At 40.0% G+C, this 25043-nt stretch carries 26 protein-coding genes; 5 read left to right on the plus strand and 21 right to left on the minus strand.

Features of this window, described 5'->3' with window-relative positions; translation table 11 throughout:
* The first annotated feature begins 202 nt into the window (after positions 1 to 202).
* Positions 203 to 1072, plus strand: coding sequence for a YifB family Mg chelatase-like AAA ATPase (locus JIV24_RS16280; protein WP_234445857.1), 870 nt, complete (start codon positions 203 to 205; stop codon positions 1070 to 1072).
* On the opposite strand, the gene JIV24_RS16285 is transcribed toward JIV24_RS16280, so the two are convergent.
* From JIV24_RS16285 to JIV24_RS16325, 9 genes are all read right to left on the minus strand, one after another.
* Positions 1073 to 1558 (minus strand): hypothetical protein, encoded by a 486-nt coding sequence (locus tag JIV24_RS16285; RefSeq protein WP_200466128.1) that lies wholly within the window; start codon positions 1556 to 1558, stop codon positions 1073 to 1075. It abuts the gene before it with no gap.
* A 35-nt stretch (positions 1559 to 1593) separates the two neighbouring features.
* Positions 1594 to 2187: a recombinase family protein gene (locus JIV24_RS16290; protein WP_200466129.1), complete on the minus strand. Its 594-nt coding sequence runs from the start codon at positions 2185 to 2187 to the stop codon at positions 1594 to 1596.
* A 1357-nt stretch (positions 2188 to 3544) separates the two neighbouring features.
* Positions 3545 to 3919 carry a hypothetical protein gene (locus JIV24_RS16295; protein ID WP_200466130.1) on the minus strand — a complete coding sequence of 125 codons (375 nt, stop codon included), beginning with the start codon at positions 3917 to 3919 and terminating at the stop codon, positions 3545 to 3547.
* On the minus strand, positions 3882 to 4082 hold the full coding sequence (locus JIV24_RS16300; protein ID WP_200466131.1) for a hypothetical protein: 201 nt from the start codon (positions 4080 to 4082) through the stop codon (positions 3882 to 3884). Before JIV24_RS16300 ends, JIV24_RS16295 begins: the two co-directional genes overlap by 38 nt.
* 86 nt (positions 4083 to 4168) lie before the next feature.
* Positions 4169 to 4456, minus strand: a complete 288-nt coding sequence (locus JIV24_RS16305; RefSeq protein WP_200466132.1) for a hypothetical protein — start codon at positions 4454 to 4456, stop codon at positions 4169 to 4171.
* Between the two features lie 10 nt (positions 4457 to 4466).
* Complete coding sequence (locus tag JIV24_RS16310) at positions 4467 to 5051, minus strand: GIY-YIG nuclease family protein (RefSeq protein ID WP_200466133.1); 585 nt, start codon at positions 5049 to 5051, stop codon at positions 4467 to 4469.
* 226 nt (positions 5052 to 5277) lie between these two features.
* Positions 5278 to 5613, minus strand: coding sequence for a hypothetical protein (locus tag JIV24_RS16315; protein ID WP_200466134.1), 336 nt, complete (start codon positions 5611 to 5613; stop codon positions 5278 to 5280).
* A gap of 5 nt (positions 5614 to 5618) precedes the next feature.
* A complete protein-coding gene (locus tag JIV24_RS16320; protein WP_200466135.1) occupies positions 5619 to 6284 on the minus strand; it encodes a hypothetical protein in 666 nt (221 codons plus the stop codon).
* Positions 6285 to 6444: 160 nt separating this feature from the next.
* Positions 6445 to 8097 carry a recombinase family protein gene (locus JIV24_RS16325; protein WP_200466136.1) on the minus strand — a complete coding sequence of 551 codons (1653 nt, stop codon included), beginning with the start codon at positions 8095 to 8097 and terminating at the stop codon, positions 6445 to 6447.
* Between JIV24_RS16325 and JIV24_RS22815 the strand changes: the two genes are divergently transcribed.
* From JIV24_RS22815 to JIV24_RS16345, 4 genes are all read left to right on the plus strand, one after another.
* The gene (locus tag JIV24_RS22815; protein WP_289048463.1) at positions 8066 to 8863 is read left to right on the plus strand and encodes a YifB family Mg chelatase-like AAA ATPase; all 798 of its coding nucleotides are present in this window, start codon (positions 8066 to 8068) and stop codon (positions 8861 to 8863) included. The two genes, JIV24_RS16325 and JIV24_RS22815, sit on opposite strands and share 32 nt — an antisense overlap.
* A 161-nt stretch (positions 8864 to 9024) precedes the next feature.
* On the plus strand, positions 9025 to 9411 hold the full coding sequence (locus JIV24_RS16335; protein WP_200466137.1) for an HU family DNA-binding protein: 387 nt from the start codon (positions 9025 to 9027) through the stop codon (positions 9409 to 9411).
* 368 nt (positions 9412 to 9779) lie between these two features.
* A complete protein-coding gene (locus JIV24_RS16340) occupies positions 9780 to 10745 on the plus strand; it encodes a putative phage abortive infection protein (protein ID WP_200466138.1) in 966 nt (321 codons plus the stop codon).
* 329 nt (positions 10746 to 11074) lie between these two features.
* The gene (locus JIV24_RS16345) at positions 11075 to 11749 is read left to right on the plus strand and encodes an inorganic pyrophosphatase (protein ID WP_200466139.1); all 675 of its coding nucleotides are present in this window, start codon (positions 11075 to 11077) and stop codon (positions 11747 to 11749) included.
* On the opposite strand, the gene porY is transcribed toward JIV24_RS16345, so the two are convergent.
* The 12 genes from porY to hemA all read right to left on the minus strand — a co-directional run bounded on the left by porY (position 11746) and on the right by hemA (position 24906).
* Complete coding sequence (gene porY, locus JIV24_RS16350) at positions 11746 to 12984, minus strand: PorY family sensor histidine kinase (protein ID WP_200466140.1); 1239 nt, start codon at positions 12982 to 12984, stop codon at positions 11746 to 11748. The genes JIV24_RS16345 and porY overlap by 4 nt on opposite strands.
* A 105-nt stretch (positions 12985 to 13089) precedes the next feature.
* Positions 13090 to 13764: a response regulator transcription factor gene (locus JIV24_RS16355; protein WP_200466141.1), complete on the minus strand. Its 675-nt coding sequence runs from the start codon at positions 13762 to 13764 to the stop codon at positions 13090 to 13092.
* Between the two features lie 51 nt (positions 13765 to 13815).
* On the minus strand, positions 13816 to 14259 hold the full coding sequence (locus JIV24_RS16360) for a hypothetical protein (protein WP_200466142.1): 444 nt from the start codon (positions 14257 to 14259) through the stop codon (positions 13816 to 13818).
* Positions 14256 to 15626, minus strand: a complete 1371-nt coding sequence (gene hemG / locus JIV24_RS16365; RefSeq protein WP_200466143.1) for a protoporphyrinogen oxidase — start codon at positions 15624 to 15626, stop codon at positions 14256 to 14258. Before hemG ends, JIV24_RS16360 begins: the two co-directional genes overlap by 4 nt.
* Positions 15619 to 16536 (minus strand): ferrochelatase, encoded by a 918-nt coding sequence (hemH, locus tag JIV24_RS16370; protein ID WP_200466144.1) that lies wholly within the window; start codon positions 16534 to 16536, stop codon positions 15619 to 15621. The genes hemG and hemH overlap by 8 nt, the downstream gene beginning before the upstream one ends.
* Before the next feature lie 358 nt (positions 16537 to 16894).
* Complete coding sequence (gene hemN, locus JIV24_RS16375) at positions 16895 to 18274, minus strand: oxygen-independent coproporphyrinogen III oxidase (protein WP_200466145.1); 1380 nt, start codon at positions 18272 to 18274, stop codon at positions 16895 to 16897.
* Between the two features lie 110 nt (positions 18275 to 18384).
* Positions 18385 to 19419 carry a uroporphyrinogen decarboxylase gene (hemE, locus tag JIV24_RS16380; protein WP_200466146.1) on the minus strand — a complete coding sequence of 345 codons (1035 nt, stop codon included), beginning with the start codon at positions 19417 to 19419 and terminating at the stop codon, positions 18385 to 18387.
* Between the two features lie 100 nt (positions 19420 to 19519).
* On the minus strand, positions 19520 to 20812 hold the full coding sequence (hemL, locus tag JIV24_RS16385) for a glutamate-1-semialdehyde 2,1-aminomutase (RefSeq protein ID WP_200466147.1): 1293 nt from the start codon (positions 20810 to 20812) through the stop codon (positions 19520 to 19522).
* A gap of 78 nt (positions 20813 to 20890) precedes the next feature.
* Positions 20891 to 21871, minus strand: coding sequence for a porphobilinogen synthase (gene hemB, locus JIV24_RS16390; protein WP_200466148.1), 981 nt, complete (start codon positions 21869 to 21871; stop codon positions 20891 to 20893).
* 17 nt (positions 21872 to 21888) lie between these two features.
* Positions 21889 to 22641 carry a uroporphyrinogen-III synthase gene (locus JIV24_RS16395; protein WP_200466149.1) on the minus strand — a complete coding sequence of 251 codons (753 nt, stop codon included), beginning with the start codon at positions 22639 to 22641 and terminating at the stop codon, positions 21889 to 21891.
* A gap of 1 nt (position 22642) precedes the next feature.
* Positions 22643 to 23581 carry a hydroxymethylbilane synthase gene (gene hemC, locus JIV24_RS16400; RefSeq protein ID WP_200466150.1) on the minus strand — a complete coding sequence of 313 codons (939 nt, stop codon included), beginning with the start codon at positions 23579 to 23581 and terminating at the stop codon, positions 22643 to 22645.
* Between the two features lie 56 nt (positions 23582 to 23637).
* Positions 23638 to 24906: a glutamyl-tRNA reductase gene (gene hemA / locus JIV24_RS16405; protein ID WP_200466151.1), complete on the minus strand. Its 1269-nt coding sequence runs from the start codon at positions 24904 to 24906 to the stop codon at positions 23638 to 23640.
* Positions 24907 to 25043: the final 137 nt, after the last annotated feature.

The raw sequence follows: 25043 nt of genomic DNA on the forward strand, positions 1-25043 counted from the left end.
TTTGGACACCTTGAAAATACTGATATTTCAGAAGATTCAAGGAACACTTATCCCTTTTTTATGAATAATTCAGGTTAATCAAGTTCCATCCAATATTTCCACCTTTTGAGCATGAAAATTCATGCATCTGTCAAAACAGACGAAACAATTGTAATACTGTTAAGTATATTTTACTTATCTTCCGTGTAAAATACTTTTAACCATGCTTGTAAAAACCTTTGGCTCGGCCGTTAGCGGCATTGATGCCTACACCATAACTATTGAGGTGAATATATCTAAAGGCATTCGTTTCTTTTTAGTCGGACTGCCAGATAATGCTGTAAAAGAGAGCCATCAACGCATTGACTCAGCCCTAAAAGTGAGCAACTACAAATGGCCCGGGCATAAAATCGTTATCAATATGGCGCCTGCTGATATACGCAAAGAGGGAGCTGCCTATGACCTGCCATTGGCCATTGGTGTATTGGCCGCCTCTTCTCAAATTGTTAATCATAAGCTAAGCGACTACATCATTATGGGGGAATTATCTCTGGATGGTAGCTTACAAGCCATAAAAGGCGTTTTACCCATGGCTCTACGCGCCAAAGAAGAAGGTTTTAAAGGTTGTATTTTGCCCTTGGAGAATGCCCGTGAAGCAGCGGTTGTTAATGACATTGATGCCTATGGCTTTGAAAACATTACGCAAGTCATCCGTTTTCTGGAAGATGAAGACACATATGAACCCGTAAAAGTTGACACCGAACAAGAATTTGAGAGGAGCACACAAGTTGTCGATTTCGATTTCTCGGATGTAAAAGGCCAGGAAAGTGTTAAGCGCTCACTGGAGATTGCAGCTGCAGGTGGCCATAATCTCATAATGATAGGCCCTCCCGGAGCTGGAAAATCCATGTTGGCCAAACGCCTGGCCAGCATTTTACCACCGCTCACTTTAGACGAAGCATTAGAAACCACCAAAATTCATTCGGTAGCCGGAAAAACCGGTAGCGATACCGCATTAATTACGCAACGTCCGTTTAGAAGTCCGCACCATACAATATCGGATGACGCACATTGCTTAAAGGCGGTGGTATAATTAATCGTCAAAATCAGGGTCTTTTATCAGTTTTAATAGGTATCTACTTGTTCGTGGAAGGTTGGTTTTAATATAAGCCTCACGTTGGTCTTTGCGCACGCGCCTAATCACCTCAATTGCAATAGCTACTAATTCCTTATGTTCGTCGCCCATTTGCTTAGTATAAAGCTGCTTTACAATATTTACGGCTGTTTTTAAATTTTCATTTGCTCCGTCCTCAATCATCTTTTTCAGCTTTTCATCGTTTTCCAGCATGTTTTGCGCTTTCAACTGGGCACTTTCTTCCTTAATCGCAACATATTTTTTAATCTCATCAAGGTCAAATATTTCCATAAAGTTCTTAATGGATGCATTTGTTTCCTTTAAGTTTTGCATTTGCGTGGCAAAGGCTTCCTTTTGGTTTTGCATATGGTTACGTTGTATCATAAAAACAACAACATATGCGGCAGTATAAATTCCAAGTACAACTAAGCTTGTAGTATCCATAAATATTTGTTTAACATTTATAACAAATATAGCAATTAACTATCAAGGCTTAACAGCTTCTTAACCTTAATTACAGTGGGCTTGGTTTTGCCTGTGGTTTCAACCGTTTTAGCCAAGCTCATACCACTGCGGAGGCAGTTGGCTACATCCTTATACTTGGTAAGCACCTGCTCAGGCGTTTCTGCAGTACCTTGCTTTCTACCTCGGTACACCCCACGCTTCTTGGCTAGTTCAATGCCCTCTTGCGTTTTCTCTTTTATCTCTTCTCTTTGCTGCTCGGCTATTTGAGCATACAGCCCAGCCATCAGCATAAATGTCTTATTTACCTTTCCACTTTCAAACAAGTTTAGGCCCATGCTTTGTATAGTAAGCTGGCACTCGTACTCTTTAAACAATTGGATGGTTTTTAATATGTCCAAAGCATTACGGCCAAGCCTATCAAGCCTAACAACATAAACGTGGGTAATTCGCCCAATAACGATGTCTTTCAATAACTTGCTGCCCTCAGGCCGTTCTTCAAATGGCGTTATGCCCATTATCCTATCAATGTAAACCTTACCAACCTGTTTCAACTCCTGTACCTCGGTGTTTTGCTTTGCGGTGGATACTCTAATGTAAGTAGCTTTCATCTTTGTATATATTTAAATGTTAAAACTTTACAACTATGGCAGCTAAGTAAATCAAAACCTCAACAAGTAGTAAATATTTAGGCCATATATTTCGTTTACTGGCTAAAATGTCTTTAAATGGTGGTTTTTGTGGATGCTAGCAGTAAACGGTTAACGGCCAGCCTAAAATTTTACTGCGGGAGGCTATGTCAAATGCCCAAAGGTTCTATTCTAGACTAGAACCAATGGGCATAAGGTAACATGTTACAATTGTGGAAGGTGTGCACGTTTGCACTTGGTGCAGGTCTCATCCTGCCACGGTTGGCCAAGCTTCCACATACTTGGCTTTCCGTAATTGTAGTTACATTTTCGTAGGTCTAACACTTCAGCTCTTATTGCTTACTTCGCATTAGTTGGTGTTTCCACCATCTTCTTAGCACGTCCTACGTGTGCTAACGTACTTACTGATGTGTGTAAGTACAGGAGTTAGATAAAAACAAACAAAAAGGGAAACCCTTCCATTTTACATTAACAACCCCAGTTAATAATGGCCACGCGCCGTGACCCAGCCACCCTTGTGGGTGGTTCTTCTTAAAAATTGCCCTGCACCCGCAATAAATCACAAAATGCGGGTGGATGTTGTTAAGCAAACACAGGGCAATAGAGCCATTAAAATTGGTATTGGTATGGTAATATACCAAAGCAATGGCATAATGGCTTTATAATGTCTTAAATCATGGTCATATTAGCATCACCCTCGCGCTCGCGCACTCGCTAGCATTTTTTCAACGTGGGTAATGGCTGTAATTATTGGAATTAGAAATCCTTATTGGTGCAACCAATGCCCACCCTAATTGGGTAGGCTAGTGGCTGCGGTAACAACATAAAAAAACCAACAATAGAAATATCTTGGTTGGCATAAAACCACCCACATGGTTAGTGCGGGTGGGAATGGAATGTTAACAAACAAAGAAAACCCCTTGCGGGAAATATTGTTATTGGCATAATGCCACCACCCATTGCGGATGGCAGCTACTATGTTACATTTTAAGTATTGGATAATATGTGGGTAGTAAGGTTTGCTATTGGCCTCCACATTGGCAAAAACAAATAAGGCTTTAAATGCCGATGCCGATAAATGGAGCCGACCCAATACAGCGGTGTAACCGTTGTTTGGGTTTAAGGCGGTGGGCTGCTTTAGCAGTCCTAAGCAAATTGGTATATTAGGGTATATAATATCCTAATACATTTGTATAGTTTAATTTGTATAGTACTTAGTATAGTTATGGGTTCACTACCTGAACCCTAATTGGGGTTCACTACCTGAACCCTAAATTAAGGTTTTTAAGGTACGAAAATGAACCCTAAATGGTTTCTATTACCACCAATCTGGCTTGTCAGGAAATTGCGTTACGTACCATTTAGTGCCTGTACCTCGGCCAGTACTGCGTATGTAACCTTTCTTTTTAAGGCCTGCCCATACTTCTAATTGGAAAGTCTTAAAGCGTGGGAACTGCTTATCTAATCGCTTGTGTATTTCTTTTTGGTTCAATTTCCAAGCTTCATCTTGGTTCAATAGGTATGTAAGCAAAACAATTTCATCGCTGCTTAATCCATCTTCCACAAGCTTTGCAATATCTATTTGCACAAAATTTGTGGGTGTAGTCTTATCAATGTACTTAGGCTTTCCCGAGTACTTATCTTTGTTAAAGCCATTAGGCTTGCTGTCTTGTTGTTCTTTCTTCTTTCCCATTGCCATTTTGCACTTGGTTGTTAACTGTAATTTTCTTGATAGTGCCTCTCTTTACAAGGTCTTTAAATGTATTGGATGCTTTGCCCAGGTGCGCACATCCGTCTTTCATATTGTCTACCTTGGTACCGTCGGGCAAAAGGTAGTAATGTTTTTGAACTTTCATGGTCGTTTAATTTGTTTTAATGTTGTTTAAAATGGCTGACGTAGGCAATACGCCAGCCGTACACAGATAACGAAGCTATTGCCCCTTTATAACAATGTGGTGAGCGATTGCTCTTGGTTGTCGGCTTGGGCATCATTGCAATCAAAGCAATAAATGTCCTTATACCCACGTGCAGCATACTCGCCACTTCCAAAGTGCTCAGCACCTCTAATTCTTCCACAGCATACGCACCGTAGCATATTGCGTTTTACACCGCCTTTCTTCGGGTCAGTGCTGCGGGTGGTAGCTTGCGCTCTATTGACAAGCTTTGTGCCTTTGTCAATAAGTGCAATCATCTTTGCCATTGCTGGCGTTGCGTTATTCTTCGTAATCATTACAATGTATTTAAGAAGAATGGACAGCCTTTTGCCCTTGCTTTAGGGCTTCGGCTTTTGCCAATGCTTTTAACATGCCCTTGGTGGCCTTTGGCGCACCTTTGCGGTATATGCCACGGCCAACCTTGGTTAGCTTTTCAAATTTCATTAGAAGCTTAATTACGGCCATTGCTTGGAAGCTCTCCAATTCCCACAATTTAGCCATTGTGGAAATCTGCAACGGTATGCCCTCAGGCAATAGGTCTAAGGCAAATTCTAAATCAAACCTTGTATAATCTTTATTGTACAATTCTAGGCCTGCATCAATGGCTTCTATAATGTGGTGGCACTCACGCCAAGCAAGTTCTTTCTTGTCGCTATTATCGGCCATTTCTAACACTTCCACATCAAAGACTTCCATACCATACTTGTCAAAGTCGGCTTGCATTTCTTTGTTGGGGTGTCTACTTTTCTTAAAGTTGCAACGGTGTGTTCTAAATCTATGTGCTAGGTATATTGTAGAACCTATGTACACCTTGCCATTGGCGGTGTTTGTTATGCGGTAGAAACCCGCTGTATTCTCGCAATTCTTTGCATTAATTCCATTCAGTAACATGTTTTCTAATTGTTAGTGTATAAAATGTGGAGGCAGCTCACAGCCGACTGCTGGAACACACTCCTCCACAATAAGAATCTGACAGTCAACTGTCAAACTCAGCCGTTTCTAGCTACAAGCCCTATAAGGACTGGCTTCAACGGTGAAGAAACCTAATAAACAATTGCTTGTCACATGGTTGACTAGGCCAACAATGTTCATTGGATTTGCTTCATGGCAGACGCTATTATGCCCACACCGCTCTCCATTGCAGGTTATCAGCTTTGCAGTTGGTTTTATCACCATCTTTAAAGCCAATAACGTTCAGGCGGTGCGGGTTCGGTAAAAAGTAAAGGGCAACCATGCGGGCAACCCTCACTTCTCTTGGTACCGATATGTTTTTATAACTTCTCACTCTGGAGGTAAATACAATATGACCGTACTTGTTTGCTCTGGTCGGTTTTGGGCGTATCTCGCCACTCTTATACATAAAGTATACATTACCCTCAGGCGTTATGTAATGGGTGCTTAAAAATGCCCCTTTAAAGCATTTTGCCCCTTTTGGTAAATCAGCTACGGTCATAGTCCTTAAATTTTGGTCAGGTCGTAAGCAAACCCCCTGTTTATCTTACCATCTGCGTCAAACGCTCGATGCAAGTTCTTACGGTTTGGATTTGCTGTAAACACCCCTGCGTGGATAGCCTGCGCAATTGCGCTTTCTATCTTTTGCAAGTGTTCTAAGTGTTCGTTTTGGCGTTCGTTAGCAGTGCGCCAAACTGATGCCTCATAGCAACGTTCTTGCAGGCTTGGCGCATCGTCCGCGTTCCACCATGCAATAGCATTCTGCACACCTTCCGTACGCAATGCGGTATCATGGTCAACAGCTACATTGTGGAGGGCGTGTAAGTGTTTTATTGCTTCTTTATCTTGGTTTGTACCAAGCCCAAGCTCGTTAATTAACTTGTCCTGGTCTACAATGCCAATAAGGTCCTTAATTCTTTCTTTGTACTTTTCTAGCAATAGCTTATCAGCCTTACCACTAAGCACCATGCTTACAGCATCTTCCACGTTAGCAAATTGCTCCGCAGTTATCACTCCTATTTTAGCAACCGTTTGTTCAAACGCGAGTGCCTTTGCTAATACTCTTCTTTCTCTAGCTTCATCATGGCGTATCACCATGCTTACAAATGTGTTCTTTTTATCCATCTTATTCTTTTTTTTAATGGTGATAATACTTGTTTTGTTAAATGCCATAAAGCTACACATTGTGTGTAGCTTATACATAATGATACGTAATAACTCTGGGTGTTTCCTTTGGGCTGTGGATGAGGTTCTTATGTCATATAAACAAGGAGGGCGCTACGTAGCGTAACACCCTCCAAATTATCCGTTTTATATGTTGCTTTTGCGGTTATTATAAATCGGGCTTAATAACCTTATCGGCAATGTCAATTACCATATCAAGTGGTACACGTTTGCCGTCCTCATTAAATGCTTCTTTTACACGGCTTGGTAAAATGTATACCCTATTGTTACCATCAACCTCAAATATTTTAATAAGGTTGTAATATATTGTTTTATCGGTATAGCGTTGCGTTATTTCGCTCGGTACGTCACCAAGTGGTAAGGTAGTTACCCGCACTTCAGATAGGTGTTCATTTGTGTGCTCACGCAGTTTGTTAGCTTCTGTGGGTAGTATGCTTGCTGCCTCTTCTCGGCTTATCTGCCCTGCTATTGCTTGGCTAGGTTGATAGCTCTTAATCAGCTTTTCTAATTTCCTAACAGCGCTTAACTTCCGATATCGGTCGCCTTGCGCCTTATTAATATTTTGCTTTATCTTTTCTTTATCGCTTGTGTACTCTTGCAAGTCTATATCTTGTATCTTAAATAATATCTTAAGCCTATTTAAAGCCTCTTCTTCATCACGCCACAGCCTTTCCAAATGTGCTTTGGCTTTCTCTAAATCCATTTTCAACTCTACAAGTTTAACCTTTGCGGCATCCACATCAAAGTTGCGCTGCATATCTATTAAGTGGTAATATACAAGGCAATTTAATGTATCTATATTAACGGAACGGTGGTTACAGCTTGGCTTTTCTTTCTTGCTTAAACATAAGTAGTAATTGTCCGTTAAGTAGTCTTTGCCATTTGCAGTCTTTACTTTTCGGCGCATAGTCATAGCCTTTCCACAACCACATTTTATTATGCCTTCTACAATATTTACATTCTTCCTTTTGCGGAGGCCAGCACGGTTTTTAGCAATCTGCAACTGTACCTTTTCCCATACGTCAGGGGCAATTATGGGAGCATAATTTAATGGCCCAAGCCGTTCATCAACTTGCTTAATGCTCAAGCGCCTTTGCCCTTTATAAATAGGGTTCTTTAGGATTTCTAAAACAACAGCTTGCTTCCACCGCTTGGTTGTATGCTTTAAACCTCGCATTACTTTAACCGTTGGTCTACGGTCATTATTAAGCAATGTTGCTATTGTACCGCTGCCATAGCCTTTAAGGCAATAATCAAATATTTCCTTAACCAACTTCACCTCATCGTCATTCCTTACAAGCACTTTGTTTTCATTCTTAAACCCAAGCGGAGGGATGCCTTGCCCTGCCCCTTTATCACGCCTGTGCTTTAATGCCGACTTAACACGTGCCTTGGTCTGCGCTGCTTCCATTTCAGCCAAGGCGGATAGCATAGGCAATTCCATAATCGCAAAGTGGGTTTTCTCACCTTTCTCATTAATGGTATCCCTATTGCCTTGCAATACATGTACATTTATGCCCTTTGCAAATAGCTCTTCCACATGGCTAAGCACATCCGCAACCTTGCGCCCTAATCTGGATAGCTCCCATACTAATACAACATTGGTTTTATTGGTTTCAATGTGGTCAAGCATCTTCTTAAATTCAGGTCGGGTGTTTGCCTTTGTTGTACCACTAATCTTCTCAGCAAATATTCCAGTTAAGTTATAACCTTTGCCACTTGCATACTTGGTGCATTCGTCAATTTGGCATTCATAGTCTTGTACTGATGTGGAGACCCTAGAGTATATTACAGCGTTCATATTTAAATGTTTATGGCTTAAAGATAATCAAATTTTCTACACCGCCTATATTAAGGGTGTATCTGATGTTGCTTTGGTCGGAGGAGGCTCTTTTCCGCAACCAGGCGAAATCTCCTTGTCGCACAATGGTGTTTTGTTTTTAGATGAATTACCTGAATTTAAACGAACCGTGCTTGAAGTAATGCGCCAGCCATTGGAGGATCGTCGAATCAGCATCTCACGAGCGCGCTTTACCATCGACTACCCGGCCAGTTTTATGTTGGTATCATCTATGAATCCATGCCCTTGCGGCTATTTTAATCATCCCGAAAAAAAATGTGTCTGCAGCCCCGGAGTCGTGCAAAAATACCTGAGTAAGATATCTGGCCCATTGCTCGACCGCATTGATTTGCACATTGAGGTGGTGCCGGTGCCGTTCAATAAACTGGCCGAAGCACCTCCAAGTGAGAACAGCATTGCAGTGCGAGACCGGGTTATAAAAGCCCGAAGAGTTCAAAACGAGCGATTTAATGGCAATGACAAAGTTCACTGTAATGCACAAATGAGTTCCAGACAACTAGCAAAGTATGCCACTCCTGATGAGGCGGGTATGAATATTCTTAAAACAGCCATGGAGAAACTGGATCTATCGGCAAGAGCTTATGATCGGATATTGAAAGTATCGCGCACCATTGCCGATCTGGAGGAATGTGAAAAGGTACAAGCGCATCATGTAGCTGAAGCTGTTCAGTATCGTAGTCTGGATAGAAGTAATTGGGGTGCGTGAGCAATTACTTTATTGTTTTTATGCTTGTTAGTTTTTGGCGACGTAGCGAGACGCTACGCCGAACGGGAGGCATAAGGGAATATGAATATTTAATCAAACAATTATAAATCGTTCATATCAAACGATATGAACCAGTATTAACACTAAAATTAAATTTTAAAATGTCAGTTAACTACAAAGTAGTTGCCAAACGTAACCCTGGCAACAGAGAAGCAGACCCTAAGTATTATGCATCGGCAAATGCAAAAGGAAAAAGAAATCAACGTTTTATAGCCAAGCAAATAGCTGAACGTTCATCATTAAACGAGATGGATATACTGTCGGTTATTGAAGGTTTTCTGCAGATTGTACCCGAATGCCTGGCCGATGGATACAGTGTAGGTCTGGGTGATTTTGGTTCATTCTCAATTACCGCTAAATCGGAACCAGCCGATACAGCAGAGGAATTTAACGCCAGCCTCATCGAAGGCGTCAAACCTAATTTCAGACCCGGTAAGTTATTTAAAAAAGAACTTGGCCAACTTGAATACAAGAAGATAAGCGAATAATCAATCGGGAAAGTAAGTGCAAAACGTCGGGATATTTTTCAAAAATGTCTCGACGTTTTTATTTTTTATACCTACGTTTTATAGAAACATCGAAACCTTCTGACAAAAATGCAAGGACATTCTGAATAAATGGTCGAAGCATTTTTTTAAAAGGTAGGGAGTTTTTTGGGGAAGGTAATGGTTTGGAGCAAAAAAATATGCGAAGACAGTTTGGAATAGTCAAGCTTTGAGATTGTAGTCAGTAAGCACAGATTACAAATCTGCGCTAGCGGGAGAGGGAGGTACCCTATTATTGTTAATAACTCATAATACTTTCCTTATTTAAGTATTGGACATTCCACTATCTTAGAAGTCATAAAGACATTCAAATGGATATTCATAAAGAAATTGAACAAGCAGAAAAAAAACTCAAGCAGAAGCAGGATAGTTTAACTGGTGAAATTACTTCACTTAATGATAAAATTAGCTTCTATACTGCTTGGGCATGGGTGTTTGTCATTGTTGGACTTGCTATTACTCTTGCTGCTTTCTTTATATATTTTCAATCTGATAAAGGTGAGTTTTATAGTTTAAACCTCCTTGGTGATTTTATGGCAGGTGCCGTTGCTTCTCTTTGGTCGTTGGCAGGATTATTTTTTATTTACGTAGCATTCTTAGGTCAGAAACAACAGTTGCTTAATCAACAGCTTGAAATAAGTTTGAGTCAACTTGAAGTTAAATACACACGTTTGGAGTTAGCAGGTCAAAAGCAAGAAATGCATATTCAAAACGAAACCATGAAGCAACAAAAATTTGAAAATACATTTTTTCAGATGCTTACTCTGTTTCACTCTATCGTTGATAGTACGGATATATCTATCGATGGTATTGCCGATGCGGAATTATCAGGTAGGGACTGCTTTATGCAATTTGTAAGAAAATTGGGGCATCATGCATTTAATAAGGAATCAAGAGGAGACATAGATTATGACATAGCAAGGAAAACAAAACCTTTGGATATGTATATTAGAGGTTATGATGCATTTTATCAAATATACAAATCTGATTTAAGCCATTATTTTAGAACCTATTACCACATAATAAAACTCATCGATAAATCTGATGTTGAAAATAAAAAGCAATACATATCCATTGCACGCGCTCAACTATCAAGCAATGAACAGATACTATTGTTTTATAATTGTCTCCATAAAAACGGTAAAGATAAATTCAAACCATTAATAGAAGAATATTGCCTCTTTAAAAATTTGGATGATAATTTACTATTTAACATCGAACACAAAAAGGCATATACTGAAAGTGCTTATATCCCGCGAAAAGAAGAGAAAGAGTAACTTACTCCTTAAGCTCCCCCCGCTGACGCGGATTTGTAATCCGTGCCGCCTTAATTAATAACACACACATTCAAAAATCCCTTTCCTCCACTATAATCAACCGCACTACTATATACATAATCTTCGGCTCTAAACACCAATTGGCAAGATTTGAGATTGTAGTCTGTAAGCACAGATTACAAAACTGCGTTAGCGAGATAATTGGGGATCATAATCATGGCATTAAACAATCATCTTTAATACTGACAACAATCATACAAGTGGCATAAAACATTCTATTACTTCGCATTGTTGTATAAGCAATCCAAAATCATCAAAAAAAGAATTATATGACATCAAATAGCATAATGGATCCTATTGGCCGACTAATGGGTCTTAGATATAAGTCGCATCCCTGGCATGGCGTTGATATTGGTGACAACTCCCCGGAAATCCTTACCACTTTTATAGAGGTAGTTCCTACAGATACCATCAAATATGAAGTCGATAAAGAGAGTGGTTATTTACGTATCGACCGACCACAGAAATACTCTAATGTTGTACCGGCTCCATACGGATTTATCCCCCAAACCTATTGTGGTAAGCTGGTTGGCAAGTTTTGTGCTGAAAAATCAGGTAAGAAAGATATCATCGGCGATGGTGATCCCTTGGATATTTTGGTACTAACCGAAAAAGATATTCCACACGGTGATGTATTGGCACAGGCTATTCCAATTGGAGGCTTTCGTATGTTAGATGGTAATCAGGCCGATGATAAAATTATTTCAGTGTTAAAGAACGATGTGGTTTATGGCGATTATAAAGACATTAGCGACGTACCAGAAATGGTTGTTAAACGACTGAAGCATTATTTCTTAACCTACAAAGACATGCCGGGTTTAAGCAATGAATCGGAGATTACGCATGTATACAATGCTGAAGAAGCCAAAGAAGTGATTAAGCTATCGATAAAAGATTACGAGAGTCGCTTCGAAGGATTAAGAAAAGCACTTTCATCCTACTAGAACAAAAGGTTAAAAATGTGCTCGTTTCCTTTTTGCTCATAGCTAATTGAAATATCGCAAATATCGCAAATACGCTTTACTATAGACAGGCCAATACCCAATGATTGTGGGTGTTGGCTGTTTTTTTGAAAACGTCCGAACATCTTCTCGGGCTCATGATTCACTTGCAAGCCACTATTACTAATTTGGATTTTTTGAGCATCAATCATAATTCTAATAAATCCATTATCAATATTATGGCGTATGGCATTCTTTAATAAGTTCTGAATCAAGGTATGCGCCAGTGAAACATTCATCTTTTTATGCAATTCAGCATTCGCCTGCACCTCAACTTTTAATTTAGCCTCATCTATCAGTGGCTCCAGATTCTCTAATTGAATATTAATCAACTTATTAAAATCAACATTAACAGCATCGGCAAATACCCGATTATCCAGCTTCGCTAGAAATATTAAGGCCTGATTGGTTTTTGAAAGACGATTAGTTGTTTCAATTAACACGGCAATGGTTTTAATCTGTTCTTCTGTCAGATTATCCGATTGTATGAGTTCATCAAGTTTAGTGTTAATGATGGCCAAAGGTGTTTGAAGCTCATGTGATGTATTGCCCGTATATTCCTTCAGGCGGATGTAATCCTCCTTAATTTTCTTGTCCATGGCATTAAACACATCATTCAATTGCTCAAATTCGTCAATATCAGAGGTCATCAAATCCAGCCTGTTATCTTTATTTACATCAAAGTCCTTGAGCTTATTGATGGTATCGTAAAAAACAGATAAGGAATACTTGGTCGATGCCCTGTTTACCAGATAGAGAATCAGAAAAAACAAAATGGGAAAGACCGTTAGCATTAAGGTAAACTTCATCACCATAAGGTCAGACGGCGCTGTTGAACGAATAATTGTGTAGCGAATAGCTTTATTACCCTCAGGCTTATAATAGCTTAACTTCCGATAAAATTCATAGTTGGAAGATGTTGTATTATGAATCATTGTGTCGGTAAACGCATAGTTCACCTCATCAATGGCCAACTTTAAAGTATCAATCTCAACATCGGCATAACTGATGGCCTCTCCCTCAAATTGCTCAATATGCCGTTGTGTTTCGAGCAGCTCATTATTAAACATTTTATTAACTGCATAACGGATAAAATAATATCCTCCGAGGCTCCCTATGAAAAAGAAGAAGATACTGGCTGATATAAAGTTTAATCCTGTTTTGGTTAATAGTTTCATACTTTAGTTGATGTGTTTAAGAGTTGATGAGTTCAGGGTTTATGGTTCCAGGTTTTCTGTTTTATTCGTTCTAATGATCTAATGATCTAATGACCTAACGACCTATTATGTGTCGGTAAACTTATAGCCAACACCATATACATTTTTAATATAATCGTCGCATCCGGCTTTTATCAATTTCTTCCTGAGGTTTTTAATATGCGAATAAATTAAATCATCGGTAAAACCATAATCCATGAAATCTTTTGACATGTGCTCACCAATGCCGGTCTTTGTTAATACACGGTTTTTATTGGCGATAAAATACACTAACAGGTCAAACTCTTTTTTAGTGAGGTCAAGTGGCACATTATTAATCTTCACCAATAATTCTCCTGGCGTTATTTCAAGCTCATTAAACACAATCTTTTCTTCGCCTTTAAAATGCACCCTACGTACCAATGACTTTAACCGGGCATTCAGTTCGGCCATCTGAAATGGCTTGGTAAGGTAATCATCGGCACCAAGCTCCAGGCCTTCTATTTTATTTTCCAGGCTATCACGTGCCGAAAGAATGATAACACCAGTTTGCATATTGCCACCTTTTACTTTCTTGACTACCTCAAGACCATTTCCATCGGGTAGATTCAAATCAAGAATGATGACATCAAATAAATTATCTACCAGATAAAGTGCAGAAGCTAAATCGACTGCTACCTCACAGTTGTGCCCTTCAGACGTAATAAATTGCTGAATGCTTTGCGCCAATTGTGGTTCATCTTCTACTACCAGTATTTTCATTTCTTCAATAATCTGAAGACCAGAAACTGTGTTCCCAGTCGGATTTAAAATCTAAATAGCATACTTGACAATGTTCATCACCATCGATACCATTATCATTGCACAAGCGATGCCAAAATACAGAAAATTCTTTTTAAAGATAAGCCTGGGTGTATAGCTGCTCTTGGCAAAAACCCATCCAATATGGCTCACTACCAAGGTAAATACCATTAGTATAAAATGCTCAACTGCCCAAAAGCGCCCTTTGACTATCTGATTCTGATAAACCTGTATCTCACCACTTGAATACTCGGTCATGTACATGATGAACAATACAGTGCCTAACACAAACTGCAAATACAAGAATATGGTGGCCATAAAAGGCAGTTGTACTTCCAGCTTTTTAAAAGTAACCTTATGGTATAATCCACCAATGGCACGAACCACTATTATAGCTGTTATAATATAAGCCATTACACTAGTGATAATATGTAATATCAGAATCAGTTCTCTCATGATGAAAGCTTATTTGCAATGATGCTGGCTTGCTTAATTCTATCAGCCATTCCAATGCCATCGCGCAGGTTACCGGCAATTATTAAGCCGGGATATTGCTCTTGAACGGCATCAATAGTTTCAAATCGTTCATTGGAGTTAACACCATATTGTGGAATGGCGTGTGAATAACGCTTTATCTTCACCAATGACGGATTATAATCCGATACTTTCATCAGGTCTTTGAATTCGCGCTCCAATACCTTAATCAGGTCCTTGTCATTTAAATCGCACAAGTGCTCATTTCTTATGCCACCCATAAAAATGGTTAGCAAAGCACCTCCTTTGGGCGCCCTGTTTTTAAACAGCGACGACATAAATAACACACCCAATAAATCTCTTTTTTCTTTGTGCGGAATTAATCCACCAAAGCCATCTAATTCACGTCCTTCCCATTGGTCAAAGCCTAACGACACTTCTACCACACGCGCGTATTTTAAATTAGTGAGATGTTGCATCTCTTTTGTGGCAATGAATGGCAGTGTATCTTTAAGTCCCACCGAACCAAAAGTAGTCACCAGCTTATCGCAGTAGATTACATTCATTTCATCACCAAGCTCATAACTCACTTTAAAACCAGCCTCCTGCTTTTCAACAGTGATATTTGCACAAGCAAAATCAAAATGCTTCTCATCTGCACTTTTCAATAAAGCATTGGTTAATCCGCTTAATCCACCTTCAATGGAAAATACTGCGCGGTCGGTTCGTTTTTCCAATTCTGATTTCGGCTCCTTGGCTTTTTTACGTGCACCGCCAATAAAACTGCCATACTTTTGTTCCAGGTTATAGAGCTTGGGCATGGCATGACGTGTAACCAACTGAGCCGGATCACCTGCATAAATTCCTAAGATAAAAGGATCAATGGCATAATCGAGAAAGCTGTTACCCATGCGACGCTTCACCAACTCGGCCAATGTTTCATCCGGGTTGTTTCCTTTTTTCCGGAATGGTTCGCCCAGAATCCTGAACTTATCCTTAAGAGTGAATAATGGTGTTGATATAGCCGACAGCGGACTGTGTGGCAAGGCATGCCATTCGCCATTTTTTAATACATAGCGAATTTTAACCAGGTCATTGCCTTTCTCAATTTTGATAGCATCACCCAGGTCATCGAACAAAGCCACAACCTCAGGATGCGATATAATGCCTGAGTTAGGGCCTGACTCAAACACAAAACCCTTTTCTGATTGGGTATTGACCACACCTCCATGGCGTTCAAGTTTTTCAAGTACCTTAAAGTTGGCACCTCTTTTATTAAGATGATGCGCCAGTGTTAATCCGGTAACGCCAGCTCCAAGTATCACTACCGGATAGTGTTCATTACTCATTAACAATGTTTTTTAAAGTTTCAATAAACAAAGGATGGGCAACCGGAATTTCAACTCGTGAAATGTGTTCCATCCGATCATCTTTTTTATAAATATCCACCAGTTTAATATTTAAATCATAAACGGTTTCCAGACATTCAGTTGTAAAACTCACCGGAATCAGTACAACGTTCTTCTCACCTGCACTTACCAATTCCTCAAGGTGTTCATCCGTATCCGGACCTACCCATTTAACAGGTCCCACACGCGACTGAAATGCGACTTCATAAGGCCTGTTCATAATATCGGCCAAACGTTTTGCCATATGACGCACCGTGTCAGGGTATTTATCGCCTCGCTTAACACCATAAATGGGTATGGCATGTGCGGTAAACAATAACAAAGGATTCTCTACTCCTTGCTTAGCGATATGCTCCTCAATCAAAGTTTTCCAGTAATCCAGAAATGTAGGATGTACACTGTAATCGCAAATCTCACGTATGGAAATACCATTCAATTTTTTACTTGCCTTTTTAACATCAGAAAATACCGATGTAGTAGTCGTGTCGCTGGCCTGCGGGTACATGGTTAGCACATCAATTTCAGTAATGCCATCGTTGTGCATTGCCTGCATTACGTCAGAAATAAAAGGCGGTGTATACGAATAAGCCGTATACACAGGCATCTCAGCACTTTTAGCTAAGGCTTCTTTTGTAGCCTCGGTATGTTTGATGATGGGTGTTCCACCTATTAACTGGTATTTTTCCCACGAGGCCGGATGACGCTTTTTAGCAATCATTCTGGCCACAAATTGCCTTAATCCAAACGGCAAAGGCAAGATATATTTGTCGCTAAACATGTTTTTAAGAAACAGGTGCATCTGACTCAAGGACTGAGGTCCACCCATATTAACCAATAAAATACCCTTCATAAAAAACGTGCGATTTAGTTATTCTTTTTCTTCAAAAGATTAAACACCAAGATAAGCAGAATGGTTGAGAATTAAGTGAAATAAATTACAGCATTTAACAGGCATACTAATTGAACAAGCGCATCTTCCGCTACAACAATATAGTTACCTGGCATTCACACCAATACGAACGAATCACTTTTATTACATATGACCGTCTAATTTGTCATGCATGACAAATCAATTTTACACACGTGACAAATCAGTTTTACACGTGTGACAAAACCATCCAACATGCATGATAAAATATTACACTCATTTATTCCAACAAAAAAACTCCCCACAAATGGAGAGTTCCTTTTATATCTTTCTTAAACATTTAAACCGTCTTCGAATACTGTCCTTTACCCTTTTTCAAAGCCGGGTCAAAGGCCATAGCAATATTACGGATAACATAACGTCCCTGCCCCAGCACAGTGAATGCATCATTTTCGATATTAAGCAAACCATCATCCATAAAAGACTGAACTTTTTCTTCGGCAAACTCAACGGCTGCATATACTTTATCAACATCAACATTAAAATCAGATGCTATTTGCTTAAAGTCAGCGTAGTAATTACACATTAACTCGTTAATAACCTGACGAATAATCTGCTCTTCCTGACTAAGACGATAGCCACGAACAACAGCACGCCCACCTGACTCCACACGTTCCATGTATTTTTTTATGGTTTTTTCGTTTTGGCTGTAGGCATTAAAAAGCTGACTAATGCTCGATGTACCAAAACCATAAACCTGCCCAGTTGTTTCGCGTGTGCAATAGCCCTGGAAGTTGCGGTGCAACTTTTTCTCATCTAAAGCAATGGCAAATTCATCATCAGGACGCGCAAAGTGATCCATTCCGATGGCTACATAACCCGCCTCAATGGCCATATTGTAGGCATCTTCCAACATCGATATTTTCTCATCGGGCGTTGGTAAACCATATTGCTCTAACATGCGCTGGCGTGAGATGACTTGTGGAATATGGGCATAAGAGAAGGTCACTAATCGATCGGGATTAGCGGCCAAAGCTTCGGCAACTGTTTCCTTAAAACTTTCCTGTGTCTGGAATGGTAAACCATATACTAAATCAAGGTTGATACCAGTGAATCCTATCTTTCGTAAGTAAACAACCATTTCGTCAACTGGCACTTTAGCCGGACGACGATTGATGGCCGTTAAAACTTCTTTCTTAAAATCCTGAATACCAAGGCTGATTCGATTAAAGCCCATGTCGCGTAGCTGGTCAACCATATCGTAATCCAGGTAAGCCGGACTGCATTCCATGGCCATCTCATACTCATCGGCAAAGTTAAAGTTGGCTTTAATGGTATTGGTTACCTTACGTATTAAATCGGCTGAGATAGCATTTGGTGTTCCTCCACCCCAGTGAACCTGTGTTAATTTGCGTTCTTTAGATACATCTTGCGATACCAATTCAATTTCTTCAATCAGTACATCTACATACTTTTCGATGGTGCTTTGTCCCATACCAGTATATGTGGTACATCCACAAAAAGTACATAACTGCGGACAAAAAGGGATGTGTACATAAACTGACACATTCTCTGGTTTTTCATCATTTGATAGAATCACACTCTCCTTGTAATTCTCATTCCCATACTCCTCATGAAAAAATGTAGCAGGCGGATAACTGGTGTAGCGTGGCCCGGCAATATTGTATTTTTCCAATAGGTTTCTATCAAATTGTAACATAAATCTAAATGATTAATTGTTAATGATTAGAGGTTAATTGCTATTAATGAAACAACAAATGAAGTGTTTTGCTCACTCACATTGATAATTTTACCATTAACCATTATTAATTATTTTCTTCCCCAGTCAACAGATTTAACCCAGTCGATTACAAACTTCACATTTTCAACTGGTAAGTCGGGCAATATGCCATGACCCAGATTAAATATCCACTTCTGGTTATCGCGACCAAATGGCAGGTATTTCTCATTCAATACCTTTTCAATCTCTGGTTGAGAAGCATACAGTAAACGTGGGTCAAGATTACCCTGTAGCCCCACTTCAGGGTCAACAATATCGCGTGCATGCTGGAGGCTCATTCGCCAGTCGATGCCCACAAAATCGGCCACTTCTTTATCAATAGCTTTAATGCCATTGCCCAAATCTTTTGGGAAATAGATGGTTGGCACGCCAGCATCGCGCACCGCATTTAATATCTTTTTAGAAGCCGGTAAGAATAACTCCAAATACAGATCCTCTGGAATCAAGCCACCATAGGTTTCAAACAACTGGAAAGCCTGCACGCCATGTTTCACCTGCGTTAAAGCATACTCAATGGACACTTCAGCCAAGGCGTCAATAATCTGCTCACTCGCCTTACGGTTTTTATACAAAAACTCTGTGGCATTCTTAAACGTGATGTCACGCACATTATCACGGAACATAAAACAGAAGGTCGTTAACAAGCCCCCGCAGAATCCGATTAATGGTTTTCCTTCGGCACGTGTTTCGATGATTTTATCGATGGCCCCATATACATGATCCAACTTGCTCATGTCGCGCTTAAGCTGAGCGACCGGATCATCAAACGTGTGTAAGGGAGCTCCAAATTCAGGCCCGGCATCGGTAAATTTCAATGACATACCCAATGCCTCAGGCACCACCAAAATATCAGAAAATAAGATAGCTGCATCAACACCTAAATCATAAATTGGCATCCATGTTACCTCAGCTGCCAGCTTTGGGTCTTCCATCAACTCAGAAAACGTGTAATTCTCTTTTAACGCCCTGTAGTTTGGTAAAACTCTTCCTGCCTGACGCATAAACCACACTGGTGGACGTTCAGTTTTTTTCCCGTGTATTGTATCTAGAAATATGTTATTCATTTAAATAGTATCAAGAAGTTAGAGATGAGTATCAAGACTGATTACTGCTTGCGTAAAGACAGCTATTCTATCTTTTGTCTTGATACTATTGTCTTATGTCTTATTTAACTGCTTCTAAAGCTTTTCTGTTTCCTTTGATTAATTTCTCCAAATCTTTTTCGGTGTGAGCCATAGAGATAAACAAGCACTCAAACTGCGATGGCGCAATGTATAATCCGTTCTCAACCGCATTTTTAAAGTACTCGGCATACTTACCGGTATCCGATGTCATAGCTTCGTCAAAAGAAGTAACTTGCTCGGATGCTGTAAAGAAAGCCGTCATCATTGAACCAACTCGGTTAAGTACTACATTCATGCCCAATTCCTTAGCATTTAATCGGAAGCCTGCTTCAACAAAAGCTGCTTTTTTCTCTAAGTCTTCGTAGGCATTTGGTGTCTCATCCAACTTCTTTAAAGCCGTTAGACCAGCTGCCATTGCCAATGGATTACCCGACAAGGTACCAGCCTGATAAACGGGACCAAGTGGCGCCAGCATATCCATAATTTCTTTGCGACCACCATATGCTCCTACCGGAAGACCACCACCAATGATTTTACCCAAAGTTGTTAAATCGGGCATTACACCAAAATACTCCTGAGCACCACCTTTTGCCAGGCGAAAACCAGTAATCACCTCATCAAAAATTAATAAGGATCCATTATCTTTTGTTAATTCTCTTAATCCTTCCAGGAATCCTTTTGTTGGTGGCACAACGCCCATATTACCTGCAACAGGCTCAACAATGACTGCAGCAATCTGATCTTTGTTTTCGGCAAATAACTTAGCAACAGACTCCAGATTATTGTAATCAGCCGTTAATGTATCCTTAGCCGTGCTTTTTGTCACACCCGGACTATCAGGCAACCCAAGTGTAATGGCACCTGAACCTGCTTTAATTAAGAAGCTGTCGCCATGGCCATGGTAGCATCCTGCAAATTTGATGATAAGTTCACGATTGGTATAACCGCGTGCTAAACGAATGGCGCTCATTGTTGCTTCTGTACCCGAATTCACCATACGTACTTTTTCAACCGATGGCACCATCTTAACGATTTGCTCAGCCATTTCGGTTTCAATCTCAGTAGGCGCACCATAGCTTGTGCCATTAGCTGCTGCATCAGCTACAGCCTTTAATACATCATCATGAGCATGCCCCAAAATAAGCGGACCCCATGAAGCTACAAAATCGGTGTACTCATTATTATCAATATCCCAAATGGTCGTTCCTTTGGCTTTCTTCACAAATATTGGGTCGATGCCTACGCTTTTAAAAGCTCGTACCGGTGAATTAACACCTCCAGGAATCACTTCCTGTGCTTGCTTGAAGGCGCTTTTGCTATTATTGTTGTTCATTTTTTGTAGATGTAAGATTTACAGACAAAAGACATTAGACGATTTACAGCTTGTAAAAAATCATTTCAAATCTTGTGTCTATTTTGTTCCGTTTAAAATATCTGCAGCATCCAGTGCATGATAAGTGATAATGATATCAGCACCTGCTCTTTTGATAGACAGTAAAACTTCCATCATCACACGCTTTTCATCAATCCAATCTTTTTCTCCAGCTGCTTTTACCATACTAAACTCACCACTTACATTGTAAGCAGCCGTTGGCATTTCAAATTCGTTTTTGGTACGATAGATAATATCCAGATAGCTTAATGCTGGTTTTACCATTACGATATCAGCACCTTCTTCAATGTCAGATGCTATCTCGCGCATCGCTTCATCTGAATTAGCTGGATTCATTTGGTAAGTACTGCGGTCGCCAAACTGCGGTGCACTCTCGGCCGCCTCACGGAAAGGACCATAAAAACCTGATGCATACTTGGCAGCATACGACATGATTGGAATCTTCTCATATCCGGCCAAGTCCAATGCTTCACGGATGCGTAACACACGCCCATCCATCATATCGCTCGGCGCAATGATATCGGCACCTGCTTCGGCTAACGAAACTGACTGATCAGCTAATGTCTTAAGTGTGCTATCGTTATCCACATCATTGTCGATAATGGTGCCACAATGCCCATGAGTAGTATATTCACAGTTACACACATCAGCTACAATCATAATGTCATCAACTTCAGATTTAATGGCACGAATAGCCTTTTGAACGATACCATCGCTCTGACAAGCTACATGTCCGTGCTCATCTTTACTTTCAGGTATACCAAAAAGCAACACGCTTTTCACGCCTTTAGAAACAGCCAGTTTACATTCTTCAACCAACACATCAACCGACATTTGGTAGTTACCCGGCATGGAACTAATGGGATTTTTCACACCCGATCCCGGACAAACAAATAATGGATATACCAAATCTTCAACACGCAAGTGTGTTTCGGTAACCATATTTCGTAATACTTTATTATATCTTAAACGTCGTAGTCGCGTTTCAGGAAATGCCATAATTATTGAATTTTAGATTAACGATATTGAGGTTTTAATTGTAGTTTAATTTCTTGCCAAAGCCCTTCGTAAGTTGATAAACGAGCCACTACAGCAGGTGTTACCTCTTGTTTTTTCATGGCTTTGGTGGTGGCTGGTCCTATGGAGGCAAAGCCAACTTCATTGTGCAAGAGTTCAGAATATAAATTCATGAAACCGGTAAAGCACGATGGGCTGGTACAAACCACCAGCATAGGTTTTCCCGACTTCAGAAGTTCGAGAGTTGTATCATTTTGCTTCTCAGCAATAATGGTACGATATACATTGTAACGACTGTAATGGCAAACATCTCTTAAGCCATCAGCCAGTGTGTTTTCAGCCAACTCACCAAGCATGCCCACCCACTTCTCACCAGGTCTGACATGTGCTTGCTGTAATTCCTTCACTAAATCAGAAGCTGTACGACCCCCAGAAACCCACCAGGGCTTCATGCCATGCTTCTCTAATACTTGCGCTGTTTTTTTTCCAATACAGATAAAGCTTTTATCTAGTACATCGGCAGGCTTTACTTGCTTAAAAAAGTACTCAACGCCACGTTTGCTTGTAAAGATAATGCGACGACTTTCATACAGATTCTTAAGGCAATCATCACCCAAATTAAGTTGTTCTGTATCAATCATGGCATCGCACACCACTTTTACTCCCTCATTCATCAGACCTTGATACAGCAAATCGTCGTTACCCAATGGGTGGGTTAATACAACTGATGTTTGTCGTGAATAAGGGTCCATACTATTGATTATTTAAATTCCTGACTTGATTTAAAATTTCAACACCACCTGCCTGTGCAATTTGTTGAGCCAATTTACGACCAATTCCTTCAGCTTCGCAAGCTTTCCCTTTTAATTCGTTTCGTAATTCTTTTGAGCCATCGGGAAGCGCAACCAGTCCAAGTAGACTTAGCTCTTCTCCATCAATGGAAGCATAGGCACCAATTGGAATCTGACAGCCACCTTCCAGTTCATTTAAGAAGCTGCGTTCGGCAGTAATTTGCTGGTAACTTGTTTCACAGTGTAGTTTCTTAACAACAGCATCTATTTCACTATCATTCTCACGAATCTCAATAGCTATTGCTCCCTGACCACAAGCTGACACAAAATAATCAGGCTCAAAAAGTGAGGTAATCACATCATTATAACCTAAACGAATAAGTCCTGCTCCAGCCATCACCATGGCATCGCAGTGGCCCTCATTCATTTTTTTTATGCGCGTATCGACATTACCACGAATATCAACCACTTTAACTTTTGGGTTAATACGATGTACTTGTGCTTTACGTCGAAGACTTGAGGTTGCAACTACATGCTTTTCAGTCATTTCTTCAAGAGCCAAGCCATCTTTACTCACCCAGGCATCTTTAAACTCGGCACGCTTTAAGATGGCGCCTAACTGTGCTCCCTCAGGAAATACGGTTGGTAAATCTTTCAGGCTATGCACGCACAAATCAACTTCGCCATTAAACAGAGCTACTTCAAGCTCCTTTGTAAAAAGGCCTTTATCGCCAATTTTTGAAAGGGCAACATCTAGTATTTTATCTCCTTTTGTAGAGATAATAACGATTTCAAAAGTCTTATCTGGAAAAGCTTCGCCAAGTTTGGATTTAACCAGGTTTGCTTGATATAAGGCGAGTTTACTTCCTCGTGTTCCTATTCGGATAGTAGATTTATTCATATGATTCTTGGAGCTACTAAATAAAAATACAGATGCTTAACATCTGTATTAAATCTCTATGAGCTAAAGTTAAAAAATTCTTCGAGTAATTTTACTTTTTCAGCATCTCTACCTTCGTTTGTTACCGTTTTCATTTGTTTGATGATCATGCGGCTAAACTTGGCACTGAGATGCTCTCCATACTCGGTTATTTTTTGCGATGCATCCACATCGTCTTTTACTTTTTTATAATTCTGAGCCTCGTTTGAGTTAACGCTTTTAAAGGTTGATGCTATTGTACTAATGGCCGCACTCATGCGACGAACATTTAACCAATCATCAAAATCGGCCAATACTTCTTCGATAATTGCTTCGGCAGCTTCAAGCTTACCTTTTCGTTTCTCAAAGTTAGCTTTAACAACATCTTCTAAATGGTCCAAATCAAAAATGGATACACCTTCCAATTCTCCAACTTCAGGCTCCACATTACGTGGACTACATAAGTCAAGAATCATAAGTGGTTTTCCATTGCGCTCTTTCATAATATCAACCATCATATCTTTGGTTAATAAGACGCGTGATGAACCAGTTGTATAGGTTACCACATCAACTGATGATAGCTTATCGGTATATGAATCAAACGGGAAAGCCACACCATGCACTCTATCGGCCAGTTGTTCTGCCTTACCTAGCGTACGGTTAGTAATCCAATTGTTGACACATCCTTTTTTAGAAAGATTCAGAGCCACAATAGTTCCGGTTTCGCCAGCTCCTACCGTTAGTGCTCGTACATTTGGAAAGGCTGATAATTTATGACTTACCAACTCAACAGCAGCCGAACTTACTGAAACAGCGCCTTTGTTAAGAGCCGTTTGGGTACGTACTTGCTTACCTGCTTCAAAAGCTTTATGTACCATTCGGGTTAACTCAGGACCAACCATGGCTGTGTTATCAACCCACGAAAAAGCTTCTTTTAACTGCGAAACAATCTGATATTCACCAAGAATTAATGAATCTAAACCCGTAGCAACTCTAAATAAATGACGGGCACAGTCAAGTCCCTGATGGCTATACAAATATTGCTTAACGCTTTCGTCCTTCTTAAAATATGCAACGTAAGCGTCAGTAACGGCTACAATAAAAGCTTCCGGATTATTAACCTGTGCTGAGTTAACTTCGAAATACAACTCAGTACGATTACAAGTACTCAACGCCATGATGCCTTCAACATCACATTTTTGATTAAGGTACTCATACAAGCCTGTAATCTCCTCCTTGGTAATTACAAGCTGTTCGCGTATTTCAAGTAGTGCAGTTTGGTGACTGATTCCTATAAGTCCTACCATGGTTCAATTCAGAATTACTTGTTCATTTGTTAGCCAAAGCCACTTTCGTAGCCTATGAATCAAAAGTAAAAATCAAATCTGTAGGAAATCTGAAGAAATTACCAAATTCAGTAAAGCGATGCGTGTTTAGATTAATT

This window comes from Carboxylicivirga marina (genome assembly GCF_016612505.1).
GTDB classification, from domain to species: Bacteria; Bacteroidota; Bacteroidia; order Bacteroidales; family Marinilabiliaceae; genus Carboxylicivirga; species Carboxylicivirga marina.

What these genes read in the sequence shown, in the direction of transcription:
- JIV24_RS16280 (WP_234445857.1), top strand. Translation starts at nt 203, where the DNA reads ATGCTTGTAAAAACCTTTGGCTCGGCCGTTAGCGGCATTGATGCCTAC.
- JIV24_RS16285 (WP_200466128.1), bottom strand. Translation starts at nt 1,558, where the DNA reads ATGGATACTACAAGCTTAGTTGTACTTGGAATTTATACTGCCGCATAT.
- JIV24_RS16290 (WP_200466129.1), bottom strand. Translation starts at nt 2,187, where the DNA reads ATGAAAGCTACTTACATTAGAGTATCCACCGCAAAGCAAAACACCGAG.
- JIV24_RS16295 (WP_200466130.1), bottom strand. Translation starts at nt 3,919, where the DNA reads ATGGGAAAGAAGAAAGAACAACAAGACAGCAAGCCTAATGGCTTTAAC.
- JIV24_RS16300 (WP_200466131.1), bottom strand. Translation starts at nt 4,082, where the DNA reads ATGAAAGTTCAAAAACATTACTACCTTTTGCCCGACGGTACCAAGGTA.
- JIV24_RS16305 (WP_200466132.1), bottom strand. Translation starts at nt 4,456, where the DNA reads ATGATTACGAAGAATAACGCAACGCCAGCAATGGCAAAGATGATTGCA.
- JIV24_RS16310 (WP_200466133.1), bottom strand. Translation starts at nt 5,051, where the DNA reads ATGTTACTGAATGGAATTAATGCAAAGAATTGCGAGAATACAGCGGGT.
- JIV24_RS16315 (WP_200466134.1), bottom strand. Translation starts at nt 5,613, where the DNA reads ATGACCGTAGCTGATTTACCAAAAGGGGCAAAATGCTTTAAAGGGGCA.
- JIV24_RS16320 (WP_200466135.1), bottom strand. Translation starts at nt 6,284, where the DNA reads ATGGCATTTAACAAAACAAGTATTATCACCATTAAAAAAAAGAATAAG.
- JIV24_RS16325 (WP_200466136.1), bottom strand. Translation starts at nt 8,097, where the DNA reads ATGAACGCTGTAATATACTCTAGGGTCTCCACATCAGTACAAGACTAT.
- JIV24_RS16335 (WP_200466137.1), top strand. Translation starts at nt 9,025, where the DNA reads ATGTCAGTTAACTACAAAGTAGTTGCCAAACGTAACCCTGGCAACAGA.
- JIV24_RS16340 (WP_200466138.1), top strand. Translation starts at nt 9,780, where the DNA reads ATGGATATTCATAAAGAAATTGAACAAGCAGAAAAAAAACTCAAGCAG.
- JIV24_RS16345 (WP_200466139.1), top strand. Translation starts at nt 11,075, where the DNA reads ATGACATCAAATAGCATAATGGATCCTATTGGCCGACTAATGGGTCTT.
- porY (WP_200466140.1), bottom strand. Translation starts at nt 12,984, where the DNA reads ATGAAACTATTAACCAAAACAGGATTAAACTTTATATCAGCCAGTATC.
- JIV24_RS16355 (WP_200466141.1), bottom strand. Translation starts at nt 13,764, where the DNA reads ATGAAAATACTGGTAGTAGAAGATGAACCACAATTGGCGCAAAGCATT.
- JIV24_RS16360 (WP_200466142.1), bottom strand. Translation starts at nt 14,259, where the DNA reads ATGAGAGAACTGATTCTGATATTACATATTATCACTAGTGTAATGGCT.
- hemG (WP_200466143.1), bottom strand. Translation starts at nt 15,626, where the DNA reads ATGAGTAATGAACACTATCCGGTAGTGATACTTGGAGCTGGCGTTACC.
- hemH (WP_200466144.1), bottom strand. Translation starts at nt 16,536, where the DNA reads ATGAAGGGTATTTTATTGGTTAATATGGGTGGACCTCAGTCCTTGAGT.
- hemN (WP_200466145.1), bottom strand. Translation starts at nt 18,274, where the DNA reads ATGTTACAATTTGATAGAAACCTATTGGAAAAATACAATATTGCCGGG.
- hemE (WP_200466146.1), bottom strand. Translation starts at nt 19,419, where the DNA reads ATGAATAACATATTTCTAGATACAATACACGGGAAAAAAACTGAACGT.
- hemL (WP_200466147.1), bottom strand. Translation starts at nt 20,812, where the DNA reads ATGAACAACAATAATAGCAAAAGCGCCTTCAAGCAAGCACAGGAAGTG.
- hemB (WP_200466148.1), bottom strand. Translation starts at nt 21,871, where the DNA reads ATGGCATTTCCTGAAACGCGACTACGACGTTTAAGATATAATAAAGTA.
- JIV24_RS16395 (WP_200466149.1), bottom strand. Translation starts at nt 22,641, where the DNA reads ATGGACCCTTATTCACGACAAACATCAGTTGTATTAACCCACCCATTG.
- hemC (WP_200466150.1), bottom strand. Translation starts at nt 23,581, where the DNA reads ATGAATAAATCTACTATCCGAATAGGAACACGAGGAAGTAAACTCGCC.
- hemA (WP_200466151.1), bottom strand. Translation starts at nt 24,906, where the DNA reads ATGGTAGGACTTATAGGAATCAGTCACCAAACTGCACTACTTGAAATA.